At 73.0% G+C, this 14,014-nt stretch carries 12 protein-coding genes; 5 read left to right on the forward strand and 7 right to left on the reverse strand.

What is annotated here, in order from left to right; translation table 11 throughout:
* Nucleotides 1-2: 2 nt before the first annotated feature.
* Entirely contained in the window at nucleotides 3-812 is an 810-nt protein-coding gene (locus ACH01S_RS04895) for an ABC transporter permease (protein WP_083980331.1), read from the reverse strand.
* Nucleotides 802-1,647, reverse strand: a complete 846-nt coding sequence (locus tag ACH01S_RS04900; protein WP_067885819.1) for an ABC transporter ATP-binding protein — start codon at nucleotides 1,645-1,647, stop codon at nucleotides 802-804. The genes ACH01S_RS04895 and ACH01S_RS04900 overlap by 11 nt, the downstream gene beginning before the upstream one ends.
* Before the next feature lie 158 nt (nucleotides 1,648-1,805).
* Between ACH01S_RS04900 and ACH01S_RS04905 the strand changes: the two genes are divergently transcribed.
* Both ACH01S_RS04905 and ACH01S_RS04910 read left to right on the forward strand, forming a co-directional pair.
* Nucleotides 1,806-3,428, forward strand: a complete 1,623-nt coding sequence (locus ACH01S_RS04905; RefSeq protein WP_218010142.1) for a sensor histidine kinase — start codon at nucleotides 1,806-1,808, stop codon at nucleotides 3,426-3,428.
* The gene (locus tag ACH01S_RS04910) at nucleotides 3,425-4,090 is read left to right on the forward strand and encodes a response regulator (protein WP_067885823.1); all 666 of its coding nucleotides are present in this window, start codon (nucleotides 3,425-3,427) and stop codon (nucleotides 4,088-4,090) included. Before ACH01S_RS04905 ends, ACH01S_RS04910 begins: the two co-directional genes overlap by 4 nt.
* On the opposite strand, the gene ACH01S_RS04915 is transcribed toward ACH01S_RS04910, so the two are convergent.
* The 5 genes from ACH01S_RS04915 to aceA all read right to left on the reverse strand — a co-directional run bounded on the left by ACH01S_RS04915 (nucleotide 4,039) and on the right by aceA (nucleotide 9,857).
* Nucleotides 4,039-5,031 (reverse strand): ABC transporter ATP-binding protein, encoded by a 993-nt coding sequence (locus tag ACH01S_RS04915; protein WP_067885825.1) that lies wholly within the window; start codon nucleotides 5,029-5,031, stop codon nucleotides 4,039-4,041. The two genes, ACH01S_RS04910 and ACH01S_RS04915, sit on opposite strands and share 52 nt — an antisense overlap.
* Nucleotides 5,031-5,816: an ABC transporter permease gene (locus tag ACH01S_RS04920; protein WP_083980395.1), complete on the reverse strand. Its 786-nt coding sequence runs from the start codon at nucleotides 5,814-5,816 to the stop codon at nucleotides 5,031-5,033. Before ACH01S_RS04920 ends, ACH01S_RS04915 begins: the two co-directional genes overlap by 1 nt.
* Nucleotides 5,817-5,874: 58 nt before the next feature.
* Nucleotides 5,875-6,630 carry an ABC transporter permease gene (locus ACH01S_RS04925; RefSeq protein WP_306303231.1) on the reverse strand — a complete coding sequence of 252 codons (756 nt, stop codon included), beginning with the start codon at nucleotides 6,628-6,630 and terminating at the stop codon, nucleotides 5,875-5,877.
* Nucleotides 6,631-6,802: 172 nt separating this feature from the next.
* Nucleotides 6,803-8,266, reverse strand: coding sequence for a M1 family metallopeptidase (locus tag ACH01S_RS04930; protein WP_218010143.1), 1,464 nt, complete (start codon nucleotides 8,264-8,266; stop codon nucleotides 6,803-6,805).
* Between the two features lie 307 nt (nucleotides 8,267-8,573).
* Nucleotides 8,574-9,857: an isocitrate lyase gene (aceA, locus tag ACH01S_RS04935; RefSeq protein WP_067885833.1), complete on the reverse strand. Its 1,284-nt coding sequence runs from the start codon at nucleotides 9,855-9,857 to the stop codon at nucleotides 8,574-8,576.
* Between the two features lie 150 nt (nucleotides 9,858-10,007).
* Here aceA and ACH01S_RS04940 point away from each other — a divergent pair, with 150 nt between their 5' ends.
* From ACH01S_RS04940 to ACH01S_RS04950, 3 genes are all read left to right on the forward strand, one after another.
* Entirely contained in the window at nucleotides 10,008-11,444 is a 1,437-nt protein-coding gene (locus ACH01S_RS04940; protein ID WP_067885835.1) for an XRE family transcriptional regulator, read from the forward strand.
* Nucleotides 11,445-11,594: 150 nt separating this feature from the next.
* Nucleotides 11,595-12,578 (forward strand): glucosyl-3-phosphoglycerate synthase, encoded by a 984-nt coding sequence (locus ACH01S_RS04945; RefSeq protein WP_067885837.1) that lies wholly within the window; start codon nucleotides 11,595-11,597, stop codon nucleotides 12,576-12,578.
* Nucleotides 12,579-12,656: 78 nt separating this feature from the next.
* Nucleotides 12,657-13,889: an acyl-CoA dehydrogenase family protein gene (locus tag ACH01S_RS04950; RefSeq protein ID WP_067885839.1), complete on the forward strand. Its 1,233-nt coding sequence runs from the start codon at nucleotides 12,657-12,659 to the stop codon at nucleotides 13,887-13,889.
* The last annotated feature ends 125 nt before the right edge of the window (nucleotides 13,890-14,014 follow it).

A 14,014-nucleotide genomic window follows, 5' to 3' on the forward strand; every position in this document is an offset into this window, starting at 1 on the left:
CGTCAGATCTGGACGTCGTGGCCGGCCGCCGCGGGGCGCCAGCGCAGCAGCCGCCCCTCCAGCAGCGTGAGCAGCCATTCGGCGAGCAGCGCCAGCACCGTGATGATGATCATCCCGGCGTAGATCCCGGCCGCGTCGAAGGTGCCCTGGGAGTGGTTGATGAGCAGGCCGAGGCCCTTGTCGGCGCCGGTGTACTCGCCGACGATCGCGCCGATGATCGCGAACCCGAACGCCGAGTGCAGCGAGGCGAGGATCCAGGACGTGGCGGACGGCACGACGATCGTCCAAAGGACCTGGAACCGTCCCGCGCCGAGGATCCGCGCGTTGTTCACGAGGTTCCGGTCCACCTCGCGGGCGCCCTGGAAGGCGTTGAAGAACACCGCGAAGAACACCAGCACGAACGCCGTCGCGATCTTGGACTGCATGCCGAGGCCGAACCAGATGATGAACAGCGACGCGAGGATGATGCGCGGGATCGCGTTGACGGCCTTGATGAACGGGGCGCACACGTCCGACAGGAAGCGGCCGCGGCCGAGCGCGACGCCGAGCACCACGCCGCCCGCCGCGCCGAGCGCGAACCCGGCGACCGCCTCCTGGAGGGTGTAGGAGATCTGCTCCCAGATCGAGCCCTGCGAGGTGCCGTCGGTGAACCACCCCGCCAGCCGGTCCCAGATCTTGGACGGCATCGAGTAGTAGAACGGGTCGATCCAGTGCCGGGCGGACACCTCCCACGACACGAGCCACGCCGCGACCAGCGCGGCCCGCACCCCGTACACGCCGAGCGTCCGGCGCAGCGCGATGTCACGCCGCATCTCCGGCCCCCCTCTCGCGGGTGATCTGCACCTCGTCGCGCAGCGAGTCCCACACCTCGCGGTAGACGTCGAGGAACTCGCCGGTCAGCCGGACCTCCTCGGCGTCGCGCGGCCGGTCGAGCGGCACCGCGAACACGCCCTTCACCGTCGCGGGCCCGGCCGTCATGACCACGACCCGGTCGGCGAGGACGAGCGCCTCCTCCAGGTCGTGCGTCACGAACACGACGGCCGCGCCGGACCCGGACCACAGGCGGAGCAGCTCGTCCTGCATGAGGCCGCGGGTCTGGACGTCGAGCGCGGAGAACGGCTCGTCCATGAGCATCACGGACGGCTCGTTGACGAGCGTCTGCGCGAGCGCCACGCGCTTGCGCATGCCGCCGGACAGCTGGTGCGGGTAGTAGCCCTCGAACCCGGTGAGGCCGACCCGCGCGACCCAGCCGCGGGCGCGCTCGCGGGCGTCCCGCCGGGACGCGCCCCGGTAGCGGGGGCCGGCGGCCACGTTGTCGAGGACGGTCCGCCACGGCATCACGGCGTCGTTCTGGAACATGTAGCCGACGCCCTCGGGGATCCCGTCCACCTCGCGGCCGTGGACGAGGACCCGCCCCTCGGACGCGGGCTCCAGGCCGGACACGAGGGACAGCGTCGTCGACTTGCCGCACCCGGTGGGCCCGACCAGGGCGACGAACTCGCCGGGCCCGACGCTCAGGTGCAGGTCCCGGACGGCGGTGCGGACGCCGCCCGCCGACCGGAAGCGCTTGGTGGCGCCGTCCAGCTCGATGACGGGCGCGCCGCCCGCTGCGGCGGGCGGCGGCTGGGAGGGGGGTCGCTTGGTCACGGCGGCACCGTACGAAGGCGGCCCGGACGGCCGGAACCCTTGCCCGCGATGTGCTCGCAAGCCGCGAATCCCCACGTTGCGCGCGTTCTCCGGACTTCTGCTCGTTCTGCTCGCCGGGGGCTGGGCGGCCGGGCCGGCATGGTTTACGGTGGCTCGTCATGGCGGTCCGGCCCCGCATCCCGTTCGCCCGGCAAGTCCTGATCATGCAGGTGGGCGTGGTCGTCGTGGTGGCCTGCCTCGGCTACGGGCTGGTCGCGTGGATGCTCGACGGGCGGCTCCGCGACCAGTACGGCCAGCGGGCGCTGACCGTCGCGCGCTCCGTGGCCGCCGACCCCGCCGTCGCCGACGCGGTGGCGGCGGGCGATCCGGCGGGCGTCGTCCAGCCGCGCGCCGAGCGGGTCCGCGCCCGCACGGGGGCGCTGTTCGTCGTGGTGACCGACGACCGGGGCATCCGCCTCTCCCACCCGAACCCCGACCGGCTGGGACGGCGGGTCAGCACCGACCCGTCCGACGCGCTCGCCGGCCGGGAGGTCGTCCGGGTGGAGCGCGGCACGCTCGGGCTGTCCGCGCGCGGCAAGGTCCCGCTGTACGGGCGGGACGGCCGGATCCTCGGCGAGGTCAGCGTCGGGTTCGACGCCCGCGCCATCGACGCCGAGCTCGGCCGCGTGCTCCGCGAGATGACGGTGTTCGTCGCCGGGGCCGTCCTGCTCGGCGTGCTGGCCTCGGTGGCGATCGGCCGGAGGCTGAAGCGGCAGACGCTCGGCCTCGAACCGTACGAGCTGGTGGAGCTCGTCCACGAGCGGGAGGCGGTGCTGCACGGCGTCGGGGAGGGCGTCGTCGCCGTCGACACCCGGGGGCGGACGGCGGTGTGCAACGACGAGGCGTCCCGGCTGCTCGGCGTCACGCCGGAGCGCGGCGCGCCCGCGGGCGACCTCGCCCCGGCGGGGACGCTCCGGGACGTCCTGACCGGCGCGCGCGAGGCGTCGAACCTGTTCGTCACGGCGGGCGAGCGGGTCCTCGTCGTGAACCGGCGCGAGGTCCGCCGGGACCGCCGCGACCTCGGCGCGGTCGTCACCCTGCGCGACCGCACCGACCTGGAGACCCTCGCCCGCGAGCTCGACTCGGTCAGGATCCTGTTCGACGCGCTCCGCGCGCAGCGGCACGAGTACGCCAACCGGCTGCACACCCTGTCCGGGCTGCTGCAGCTCGGGCACGGCGAGGAGGCCGCCGAGTACATCGGCGCCCTGATGGAGGACGCCTCGCGCCGCGCGCCCGCCCCGGAGAACCTCCCCGACCCGGTGTCGGACCCGTACCTGCGGGCGTTCCTGTCCGCGAAGGCGGCGGTCGCGGCGGAGAAGGGCGTCCGGCTGGACGTCGGGGCGGGCAGCTACGTCCCCGGCCGCGTCGCCGACCCGCTGGACGTGACGACCGTCGTCGGCAACCTCGTCGACAACGCCGTGGAGGCCGCGCGGCTCGGCCGCCGCCGCCCCGCCCGCGTCGAGGTGGAGCTGCTCGGCGACGGCCGCGACCTGCACGTCACCGTCGCCGACTCCGGCGACGGCCTCCCCGCCGACCTGCGCGACGCCGCGTTCGACGACGGCGTCTCCACCCGCGACGCCGCCCCCGGCCGGTCCCGCGGCCTCGGGCTCGGCATCGCCCGCCGCACCGCCCGCGCCCGCGGCGGCGACGTCGCCTTCGTCGACGCGGACCGCCCCGGCGCCACCGGCGCGGTGGCGGTGGCCCGGCTGCCCGGCGTCCTCGGCGCGGAGGCGGCGCTGTGATCGAGGTGCTCGTGGTGGACGACGACTTCCGCGTCGCGCAGGTGCACGCCGGGTTCGTCGCGGCGGCGCGCGGCTTCGCCGTCGCCGGGCTCGCGCACACCGCGGCGCAGGCCAGGGCGATGGCCGCCGAGCTGCGGCCCGCGCTCGTCCTGCTGGACGTCTACCTGCCGGACGCGTCCGGCCTCACCCTGCTGCCCTGCCTCGACGCGGACGTGATCATGGCGACGGCGGCGGCCGACCCGGACGTCGTCCGGACCGCGCTGCGCGGCGGCGCCCTGCACTACCTGATCAAGCCGTTCACCGCCGCCGCGCTCGGCGAGCGGCTCGCCGCCTACGCCCGCTACCGGGACGCGCTGAGCGGCGAGGCCGAGCTGTCCCAGGCCGCGCTGGACGGCGCCGTCCGCGCCCTGTACGCGCCGCTGCGCGGCCAGCCGCCCCCGCCGAAGGGCCAGTCGCCGGTGACGGCCCGGCTGGTCGGCGACGCGCTGCGGCGCGCGGACGCGCCCCGCTCGGCCGCCGAGATCGCCGACGAGGTCGGCGTGTCCCGCGCCACCGCGCAGCGCTACCTCGCCGCGCTCGCCCAGGCCGGACGCGTCGTCGTCACGCTCCGCTACGGCGCGACGGGCCGTCCCGAGCACCAGTACTCGTGGTCGCCCCGGTAGAGCCCGGCGAGGACGTCCTCGATGCCGGGCTCGCGCAGCGAGATGTCGCGGACCTCGTGGCCGCGGGCCAGCTCCGCCACGACCGCCGCCGCGTTCGCCGCGCGCGGCAGCCGCAGCCACTGCCGGGGGCCCTCGACCCGGACGTTCTCGATGCCGTCCAGCGTGATCGGCGGGGCCGGGCGGGCGAGCTCGACCACCAGCAGCCGGTCGGCCGGGACGGTGCGGCGCAGCTCGTCCAGGCCGCCGTCGTAGGCGAGCCGCCCCCGGTCGATGATCATGACGCGGCGGCAGAGCCGCTCGATGTCGCCGAGGTCGTGCGTGGTCAGCAGGATCGTGGTGCCGCGCTCGGCGTTGACGCGGGCGAGGAAGTCCCGGACGGTCGCCTTGCTGATCACGTCGAGGCCGATCGTCGGCTCGTCCAGCACGAGCAGCTCCGGGTCGTGCAGCAGCGCGGCGGCGAGGTCGCCGCGCATCCGCTGGCCGAGGCTGAGCTGCCGGACCGGCGTGGCGAGGAACGGCTCCAGCTCCAGCAGCGCGGTCAGCTCGGCGAGCCGCGCCCGGTGCGCGCCCGACTCGACCCGGTACAGCCGCCGGACGAGCGTCAGGCTGTCGCGCAGCGGCAGGTCCCACCAGAGCGTGGTGCGCTGCCCGAACACCACGCCGATCCGGCGGGCGAGGGACGTCCGCCGCCGCGACGGGTCGAGCCCGCACACCCGCAGCGTCCCGGACGTCGCGGTGAGGATCCCGGTCAGCATCTTGATCGTGGTCGACTTCCCGGCCCCGTTCGGGCCGAGGTACCCGACGAACTCGCCCGGCTCGACGGCGAACGACACGCCGTCCACCGCGCGCAGCCGCGTGCGCGTCCGCCGCAGGAGGCCCGCCCGCGTCCGGACGGTGAACGCCTTGACGACGTCCACGGCCTCGATCATCGCCACCGGCATCAGCTCCCCGTCGATCGGTAGTGCCGCAGCCCCGCCCGCCACGCCAGCGCCGCCGCCGCGCACAGCACGGCGGCGACCAGCGGGGACGCGAACCGCGCCGCGTCCGGCAGCCCGAGCGGGTCGGGGCGGTCCAGGACGTAGAGCGCCGGCTGCCAGTTCACGAACGCGAGCGGCACGACGAACGTGACCCCGCGGACGAGGTCGCGCCCGAACACCGTCATCGGGTACTGGCTGAGGAACGCCCCGCCGTAGGTCAGCGACTTCGCGGCCCCGTGGAACTCCAGCAGGACGAACTGCACCGCCGCCGTCAGCACCCAGAACCCGGCGAAGATCGCCGTCCCGGACAGCACCATGACGGGGATCATCGCGACGCGGCCCGGCGTCCACGGCGCGTCCACCCGCGCCAGCGCGTACGCCAGCACCAGCACCGCCGGGACGAGCTTGCCGAGGCGGCGCGGCGAGAACTCCTCCGTCGCGAGCTGGACGAGCGGGCTCACCGGCCGCACGAGGATCGCGTCGAGGGACCCCTCCCGGACGTGGAACCCGAGCCGCTCCGTCGTGCCGAGGGCGACGTCGGAGATCCCGAACGACAGCGCGGACGTCCCGTACAGGAACAGCACCTCCGACGCGTCGAACCCGCCGATCCGCGGCGCGCGGGAGAACAGCAGCGCGATGGCGGCGGCGTCCAGCCCGGTGACGACGGCGGTGGCGAGGCTGAGCAGCACCATCGACACCGGGTACTGGGCGGCGGCGCGGACCCACGTCCAGACGAGCAGCCCGTACATGCGCAGCGCGTCGACGAGCGCGCCGGGCACCGCTCCGGCGCCCTTCGCATGGACGGGCTCAGCCACCGTGCACCACCAGCTTCCGCCGCGCCGCCCGCGTCGCGAGCGCGCCCGCGCCGAGCAGGACCGCCGCCCACCCGGCCTGGAAGCCGAGCGCCCCGGCGAGACCGAGGCCGGTGCGGCGGCCGAGGAACACGTCCGCCGGGACCTGGATCTGCGCCGCCCACGGCAGCGACCGCGCGACCGTGCCGAGCGCGCCGGGGAACACGACGAGCGGCAGGACCATCCCGGAGAAGAACAGCGACATGACCAGCGTGACGGCGTTCAGGCCCCGGTCGTCGTGCAGCCAGAACATGCCCATCGCCACGAGGTAGCGCATCCCGAAGCCGACCGCGACGGCGAGCGGCACCGCGACCGCGAACGCGGCGAGGTTCAGCGCCCCCGGCCAGCGGAACGGGAAGAACAGCGACCCGGCGACCAGCGGCGGGCCCGCGCGCAGCAGCAGCGACGCGGACGCGCGGCCGAGGTCCTCGGCGAGCCACCAGCCCTGCAGCCCGACGGGGCGGTACAGGTCGATCGCCACGTCGCCGTTGCGGATGCGCTCGGCGAGGTCGAGGCCGCCGAAGATCTGGACGGGCCCGATCAGCGCCTGGGTGATGAAGCAGAAGGTGACCGCGTCGGCGACCGCGTACCCGCCGAGCGCCGGGCGCACCTCCCACAGCGCGATCAACACGTACGCGCGCATGAACCCGAAGACGGTGTTGGTGCCCGCCTCCGTGAGGGAGCCCAGGGGATACGAAGAGTGACGGCGCAAGCCGTACCACCACACCCAGGGAAGGACGCCCACTCGCCGGGAGCCTAAGGAACGGCGCGAAGGTCCACCAGGTAATTTCACACACACGCGACGCCGTCCCGCCCGGGCGGGGGACCGGGTCCCGGACGGCCTGTCCGGGACCCGGTTCACAAGGACGCGCCGGTGGCCGCCGCTAGGAGATCGCGGGCTTGATGGGGGAGTACAGCCAGTCCTTGAAGAACCCGCTGAGGTCCTGCCCGGAGACCCGCTGGGCCAGCGCCGTGAACTGCGCCGTCTCGGCGTTGCCGTACTTGTGCTGCGCGTACCAGGTGCGCAGGAGGGTGAGGAACTTCTCGTCCCCGATCTTCTCGCGCAGGAACTGCAGCATCATGGCGCCGCCGCTGTAGACGCGGTCGTTGAACATGGTGTCGCGCTGCGGGTCGGCGGTCAGCACCGACCAGTACGGGCGGCCCGCCGAGTCCGGGAAGGGCCGGGCGGCGTAGGTGGCGCGGGCCGAGTCGGCGGCGGACCGGCCGCCGTGGATCTCCGTCCAGTACCAGGCGGCCCAGCTCGCGAAGCTCTCGTTCAGCCAGACGTCCTTCCACTGCCGCGGCGAGACGGCGTCGCCGAACCACTGGTGCGCCAGCTCGTGGACGATCGTCCCGGTGCTGCGCACCGCCGAGTACACCGGCTTGCTCTGCGTCTCCAGGGAGAAGCCGAGCGGCTGCCCGTTGAAGCGGGCGTCGTCGGCGATCGCCCCGGTGCTCGCGAACGCGTACTTGCCGAAGATCTTCGACCAGGTGTCGGTGACGTCGCTGGTGGTGTTGTAGAAGAAGTCCACAGCGTCCGGCTGGTTGGCGAGCAGGACGGGGTCGACCGCGGTGTAGTTGGGCACGCCGCCGGGCGTGCGGCCGCTCTTCACGTCCCACTTGCCGATGTCGATGGTGGTGAGGTAGCTCGCCATCGGGCTGTCCTCGTGCCACCGGAAGACCTCGGCGCCGATCTTCGCCGAGCGGCGGCTGAACGACGCGGTCGCGCCGCGGTGCTCGGACAGCCGTCCGTTGGCCACGGCCGTCAGGCCCTTCGGGACCGTCAGGGTGTAGTCGTAGGTCGCCTTGTCGCTCGGGTGGTCGTTGACCGGGAACCACGTGCTGGCGCCGTTGGGCTCGCCGCCGACGAACGCGCCGTCCGGCGTGTGCAGGAACCCGTACGGGGAGCCGAACACGATCGGCGAGCCGACGATGGTCTGCGGCACGCCGCCGTACTTCACGACCGCCGTGAACGTCGAGCCCTTCTTCAGGCCCTTGCGCGGCGTGATGATCAGTTCCTGGCCGCGGCGCGTGTGGTCGGCGCGGCGGTGGTCGACCGAGACGCTGTCGACGTCCATTCCGGACAGGTCAAGGTCGAAGCGCGACAGGTTCTGCGTCGCCCGCGCGGTGATGGTCACCGTGCCGTCGAGCTGGTCGTAGTCCGGGTCGTACTGGAGGTCGAGCGAGTAGTGCCGGACGTCGTAGCCGCCGTTGCCCTCCAACGGGAAATAGGGGTCGCCGACACCGGCGGCGCCAGGGGTGAAGCGCCCGTTGTCCCCGTGCCCTGCGGCGGACGCGGGGGCCGCGAGCGCGACGACGCTCACGGCGGCGACGGCGAGTGGCAGCATCCGCCCGGGGGTCGCCCGGGACCGAATGAACCGAGGGTGACGCGCCATCGGAGATCCTCTCCCTAAGAAAGATCACTAGCGCGCTCACGATGCGCCCGCGCGTCTCATGCTGTCGAGAACACGGCCGGATGTGGCCGAAACCCGGAATCCGGGCGTACCCCCGCGGCGGGACGGCGATGCCAGAAGGCCCCCGCGGGTGTAGGGACGCGGGGGCCTTCTGCGTCGGGACGAGCCGGGGAGGGCCGCTCCGGAAGGCGGGACGGGCCCTGGCGGCTCGGCGGACTCTCGGTTCAGTCGAGTCGGCGGATCAGTGGAACTGGCCCTCCTCGGTGGAGCCCTTCAGCGCCGTGGTGGAGGAGTCCGGGCTGATCGCGGTGCTGACCAGGTCGAAGTAGCCGGTCCCGGCCTCGCGCTGGTGCTTGACCGCGGTGAAGCCCTTCTCGGCCGCCGCGAACTCGCGCTCCTGCAGGTCGACGTAGGCGGTCATGCCCTCGCGGGCGTAGCCGTGGGCCAGGTCGAACATGCCGTAGTTGAGCGCGTGGAAGCCCGCCAGGGTGATGAACTGGAACTTGAAGCCCATGTGCCCGAGCTCGCGCTGGAACTTGGCGATGGTCGCGTCGTCCAGGTGCGCCTTCCAGTTGAAGGACGGCGAGCAGTTGTAGGCGAGCATCTGGTCCGGGTACTCGGCCTTGACCGCCTCGGCGAACTTGCGGGCCTGCTCCAGGTCCGGGGTGCCGGTCTCCATCCAGATGAGGTCGGAGTAGGGCGCGTACGCCTTGGCGCGGGCGATGCAGGGCTCGATGCCGTTCCGGACGCGGTAGAACCCCTCGGCGGTGCGCTCGCCGGTGGTGAACTCGCGGTCGCGCTCGTCCACGTCCGTCGTGATCAGGGTCGCGGCCTCGGCGTCGGTCCGCGCGATGATCAGGGACGGCACGCCGGCGACGTCGGCGGCGAGGCGGGCGGTGTTCAGCGTCTTCACGTGCTGCGAGGTCGGGATGAGGACCTTGCCGCCGAGGTGGCCGCACTTCTTCTCGGAGGCGAGCTGGTCCTCCCAGTGCACGCCCGCGGCGCCCGCGGCGATCATGCCCTTCATCAGCTCGAAGGCGTTCAGCACGCCGCCGAACCCGGCCTCGGCGTCGGCCACGATGGGGGCGAGGAAGTGCGTGTCCCCCTCGCCCTCGGCCCACTGCACCTGGTCGGCGCGCAGCAGCGCGTTGTTGATGCGGCGGACCACGGCCGGGACCGAGTTCGCCGGGTAGATGCTCTGGTCCGGGTAGGTCTGTCCGGCGAGGTTGGCGTCCGCCGCGACCTGCCAGCCGGACAGGTAGATGGCCTTGAGGCCGGCCTTCACCTGCTGGACGGCCTGGAGTCCGGTGAGCGCGCCGAGCGCGTGGACGTAGTCCTCCTCGTGCAGCAGCGTCCAGAGCCGCTCGGCGCCGAGGCGCGCGAGCGTGTGCTCCTCCTGGACGGACCCGCGGATCCGCACGACGTCCTCCGCCGTGTAGGTCCGCTCGATGCCGTTCCAGCGGGAATCGGTCTCCCATTGCCGCCGCAGCTCGTCGGCTGCGCCCTTGAGGCGACTGTCAGTCATGGTGTTGCCCTTCCGTGTCGTCCCCTGGGTGCTTGGCCTCGACTATGCCCCGGACGCAACCCCCTGATGAACCGAGGAGTAACAGAAGAACTGCGAAATTTCCGCTACTATGAAGCCGTGACGACCTTGCGGACAGAAGAACCCCTCAACTTGACGAGTGACGTAGATCTCGTCACCTTCGGGCAGCGGCTTCGCCACCTCCGCCGCGGCCGCGGGCTGACGCTGTCGGAGCTCGGCGAGCGGGTCGGGCGGGCGCCGTCCCAGCTCTCCCTGCTGGAGAACGGGCGCCGCGAGCCGAAGCTGTCGCTGCTGCAGGCCCTCGCCACCGCGCTGGAGTGCCCGATCGAGGAGCTGCTGCGCCGCCAGCCGCCGAGCCGCCGCGCCCAACTGGAGATCCAGCTGGAGGAGGCGCAGCGCGACCCGCTCTACCGCACGCTCGGCCTCTCCCATCTCAAGGTCGGCAAGCGGATGCCGAACGAGGTCATCGAGCACATCCTCGCCCTCTACGGCGAGCTGAAACGCAGCCGCACCAAGCCGACCGCGAGCCCCGAGGAGGCCCGCAAGGCCAACGCCGAGCTGCGCCGCCAGATGCACGAGCGCGGCAACCACTTCCCGGAGATCGAGCGGATCGCGTCCCAGACCCTCGACGCGGTCGGGTACCGGCGCGGCGCCGTCTCGCAGGGCCTGCTGATGACGCTCGTCGGGCACTTCGGGTTCAGCCTCCAGTACGTCCAGGACCTGCCGCGCTCCGTCCGGTCCGTGACGGACCTGCGCAACCGGCGGATCTACCTGGAGCGCGAGCAGCTCGGCATGCACACCCCGCGCACGATCCTGCTCCAGACCCTCGGGCACATCGCGCTCGACCACGACCAGCCCCGCGACTTCGCCGACTTCCTGCGGCAGCGCGTCGAGGCGAACTACTTCGGCGCCGCGATCCTGCTGCCGGAGCGGAGCGTCGTCCCTTACCTGGAGGAGGCCAAGGCCGCGCGCGAGCTGTCGGTCGAGGACCTCGCCGACGTCTTCTCCGTCTCCTACGAGATGGCCGCGCACCGCTTCACCAACATGGCGACGCACCACCTCGGCCTGCAGCTCCACTTCACGAAGAACGACGAGAACGGCACCATCTACAAGGCGTACGCCAACGACGGCCTGAACTTCCCGCAGGACGAGGACGGCGCGATCGAGGGCCAGCGGATGTGCCGCGAATGGGCCGGGCGCCACGTCTTCGGCGCCGCCGACCGCTTCTCGGTCTACTACCAGTACACCGACACCCCGCAGGGGACGTACTGGTGCCTGTCCCACATCGACCCCAGCCACGAGCGCGACTTCGCGATCACGCTCGGCGTCCGGTTCGAGGACTCGCGCTGGTTCCGCGGCCGGGAGACGACCCGGCGGCGCCGGTCGTCCTGCCCGGACGGCGACTGCTGCCAGCGCCCCCCGAAGGAGCTGTCGGACCGCTGGGAGGGCATGGCCTGGCCGTCCGCCCGCGCGCACTCGCACGTGCTGTCCGTCCTGCCGCCGGGGGCGTTCCCGGGCGTGGACGAGTCGGACGTCTACGAGTTCCTCGACCGGCACGCCGCCGAGTGACCTGACCCGCCGGGCCGCCGCGCGGGATTCCCGGCCGGGGGTGAATGATCTGGGAGGGCCCGGCGTTCCATTACGTGAGGGCCCGCCGGGACATCCGGCCCGGACGCCCGCCCCGAAGCTCGCAGGGAAGCTCGCACGGAGGGAGAGCGCGTGCTGCCTGAGGTCGCCGCATGGTCGGCCCGCCGCACCAGCACGGCGGAGGACTGGCCGCCGCGCCTGCTGCTCGCCGCCAAGGGCGGCGCCCGGATCAGCGTCGTCCTGCCCGCGCGGGACGAGGAGGCCACGGTCGGCGCGATCGTCGCCGCGATCCGGACCGACCTGGTCGAGCGGATCCCGCTGGTGGACGAGATCGTCGTGGTCGACTCCCGCTCCGCCGACCGGACCGCCGCCGTGGCCGCCGCCGCGGGCGCCGACGTGGTCGCCCAGGACGCCGTCCTGCCGGGGCGGGGCCGCATGTCCGGCAAGGGCGAGGCGCTGTGGAAGTCGCTCGCCGCGACGTCCGGCGACCTGATCGTCTTCATCGACGCCGACCTGCGCGAGTTCAGCTCGTCCTACGTGACGGGGCTGCTCGGGCCGCTGCTGACCGACCCGGCCGTCGGGTACGTCAAGGGCTGCTACGACCGTCCGCTCGTGGACGGCGAGCGGCGCGTCGAGGGCGGCGGCGGGCGCGTCACCGAGCTCGTCGCCCGCCCCCTGATCAACCTGCACTGGCCGCGGCTCGCCGGGGTGATGCAGCCGCTCGGCGGCGAGTACGCCGGGCGCCGCGCCCTGCTGGAGCGGCTCCCGTTCGTCACCGGCTACGGCGTCGAGCTCGGCCTGCTGCTGGACGTCTACCAGGACTCCGGCCTCGACGCGATCGCGCAGGTCGACCTCGGCCGCCGCGTCCACGCGCACCAGTCGACCGAGGCGCTCGGCGCGATGTCCGGGCAGATCATGCTGACCGCCTGGTCGCGGCTGGAGCGGCACGGCCGGATGATGCCGCTCGAAGCCCCCGCCACGGCGCTCACCCGCTTCCGCCGGGGCCCGGACGGATACGACGCCGCGACGACCGACGTCGCCGTGGGGGAGCGCCCCCCGATGATCGAGGTGCCGGAGTACGCCGCCGCGCGCTCGATCTCGCCCGGCCGCCGCTAGCGCCGCTGTGTCACCACCGGTAACCGCGATCGGTGCTACCGTTGGTAACACAGATATTGGAGGAAGGGTCGAATAGCCATGACGAGCGCCGCGCCGACGCCGCCGTTCTCGCTGGAGCCGAGCGAGGACGTCCGCGAGGTCAGGGACTGGGTCCACGAGTTCGCCAGGGACGTCATCCGCCCCGCCGCGCAGGAGTGGGACGAACGCGAGGAGACCCCCTGGCCGCTGATCCAGGAGGCGTCCAAGGTCGGCGTCTACTCCCTCGACTTCTTCGCCACCCAGTGGCTGGAGCCGACCGGGCTCGGCATCCCCGTGGCGTTCGAGGAGCTGTTCTGGGGCGACGCGGGGATCGGGCTGTCCATCGTCGGGACCGGGCTCGCCGCCGCGTCCGTCGCCGCCGTCGGGACCGACGAGCAGATCGCCGAGTGGGTGCCGCAGATGTTCGGCACCCCGGACGACGTCCGCCTCGGCGCGTTCTGCGCCTCCGAGCCCGACGCGGGCAGCGACGTCGGCGCCATCCGCACCCGCGCCGTCTACGACGAGGCCAAGGACGAGTGGGTCCTGAACGGCACCAAGACGTGGGCGACGAACGGCGGGATCGCGTCCGTCCACATCGTCGTCGCGTCCGTCCACCCCGACCTCGGGAGCAGGGGGCAGGCGAGCTTCATCGTCCCGCCGAACACCCCCGGCCTGCGGCAGGGCCAGAAGTTCAAGAAGCACGGGATCCGCGCGTCCCACACCGCCGAGGTCATCCTGGACGACGTGCGCGTCCCCGGCGGCAACATCGTCGGCGGCAAGGACAGGTTCGACGAGCGGATCGCGCGGGCCCGGGAGGGCAAGAGCTCCAAGGGCCAGGCCGCCCTGAAGACGTTCGAGACGACCCGCCCGTCCGTCGGTGCGATGGCCCTCGGCATCGGCCGCGCCGCCTACGACTACGCCCTCCAGTACGCGCGCGAGCGCGAGCAGTTCGGCCGCAAGATCGGCGACTTCCAGGCCGTCGCGTTCAAGCTCGCGGACATGAAGTGCCGCCTGGACGCCGCCCGCCTCATGGTCTGGCGCGCCGCCTGGATGGCCCGCACCGGCAAGGACTTCGCCAACGCCGAGGGCTCCATGGCCAAGCTGATGGCGAGCGAGATGGCCGTCAACGTCACCGAGGAGGCCATCCAGATCCTCGGCGGCAACGGCTACACCCGCGACTACCCGGTGGAGCGCATGCACCGCGACGCCAAGATCTTCACCATCTTCGAAGGCACCTCGGAGATCCAGCGCCTCGTCATCGGCCGCACCCTGACCGGCCTCCCCGTCCGGTAGCAGCTCACCTGGGAGAGAGCGAGCCGCTCGTCCAGCACGGCACCCGGTGGGAGTGGCGGAGCTTGCGCGCGGTGGGGCCGCCTCGGATCGGCGGCCACGACGTCCGCGTGTGTTCCGGCGAGGCG

The sequence above is a fragment of the Actinomadura chibensis NBRC 106107 genome, from assembly GCF_001552135.1.
GTDB lineage: Bacteria > Actinomycetota > Actinomycetes > Streptosporangiales > Streptosporangiaceae > Spirillospora > Spirillospora chibensis.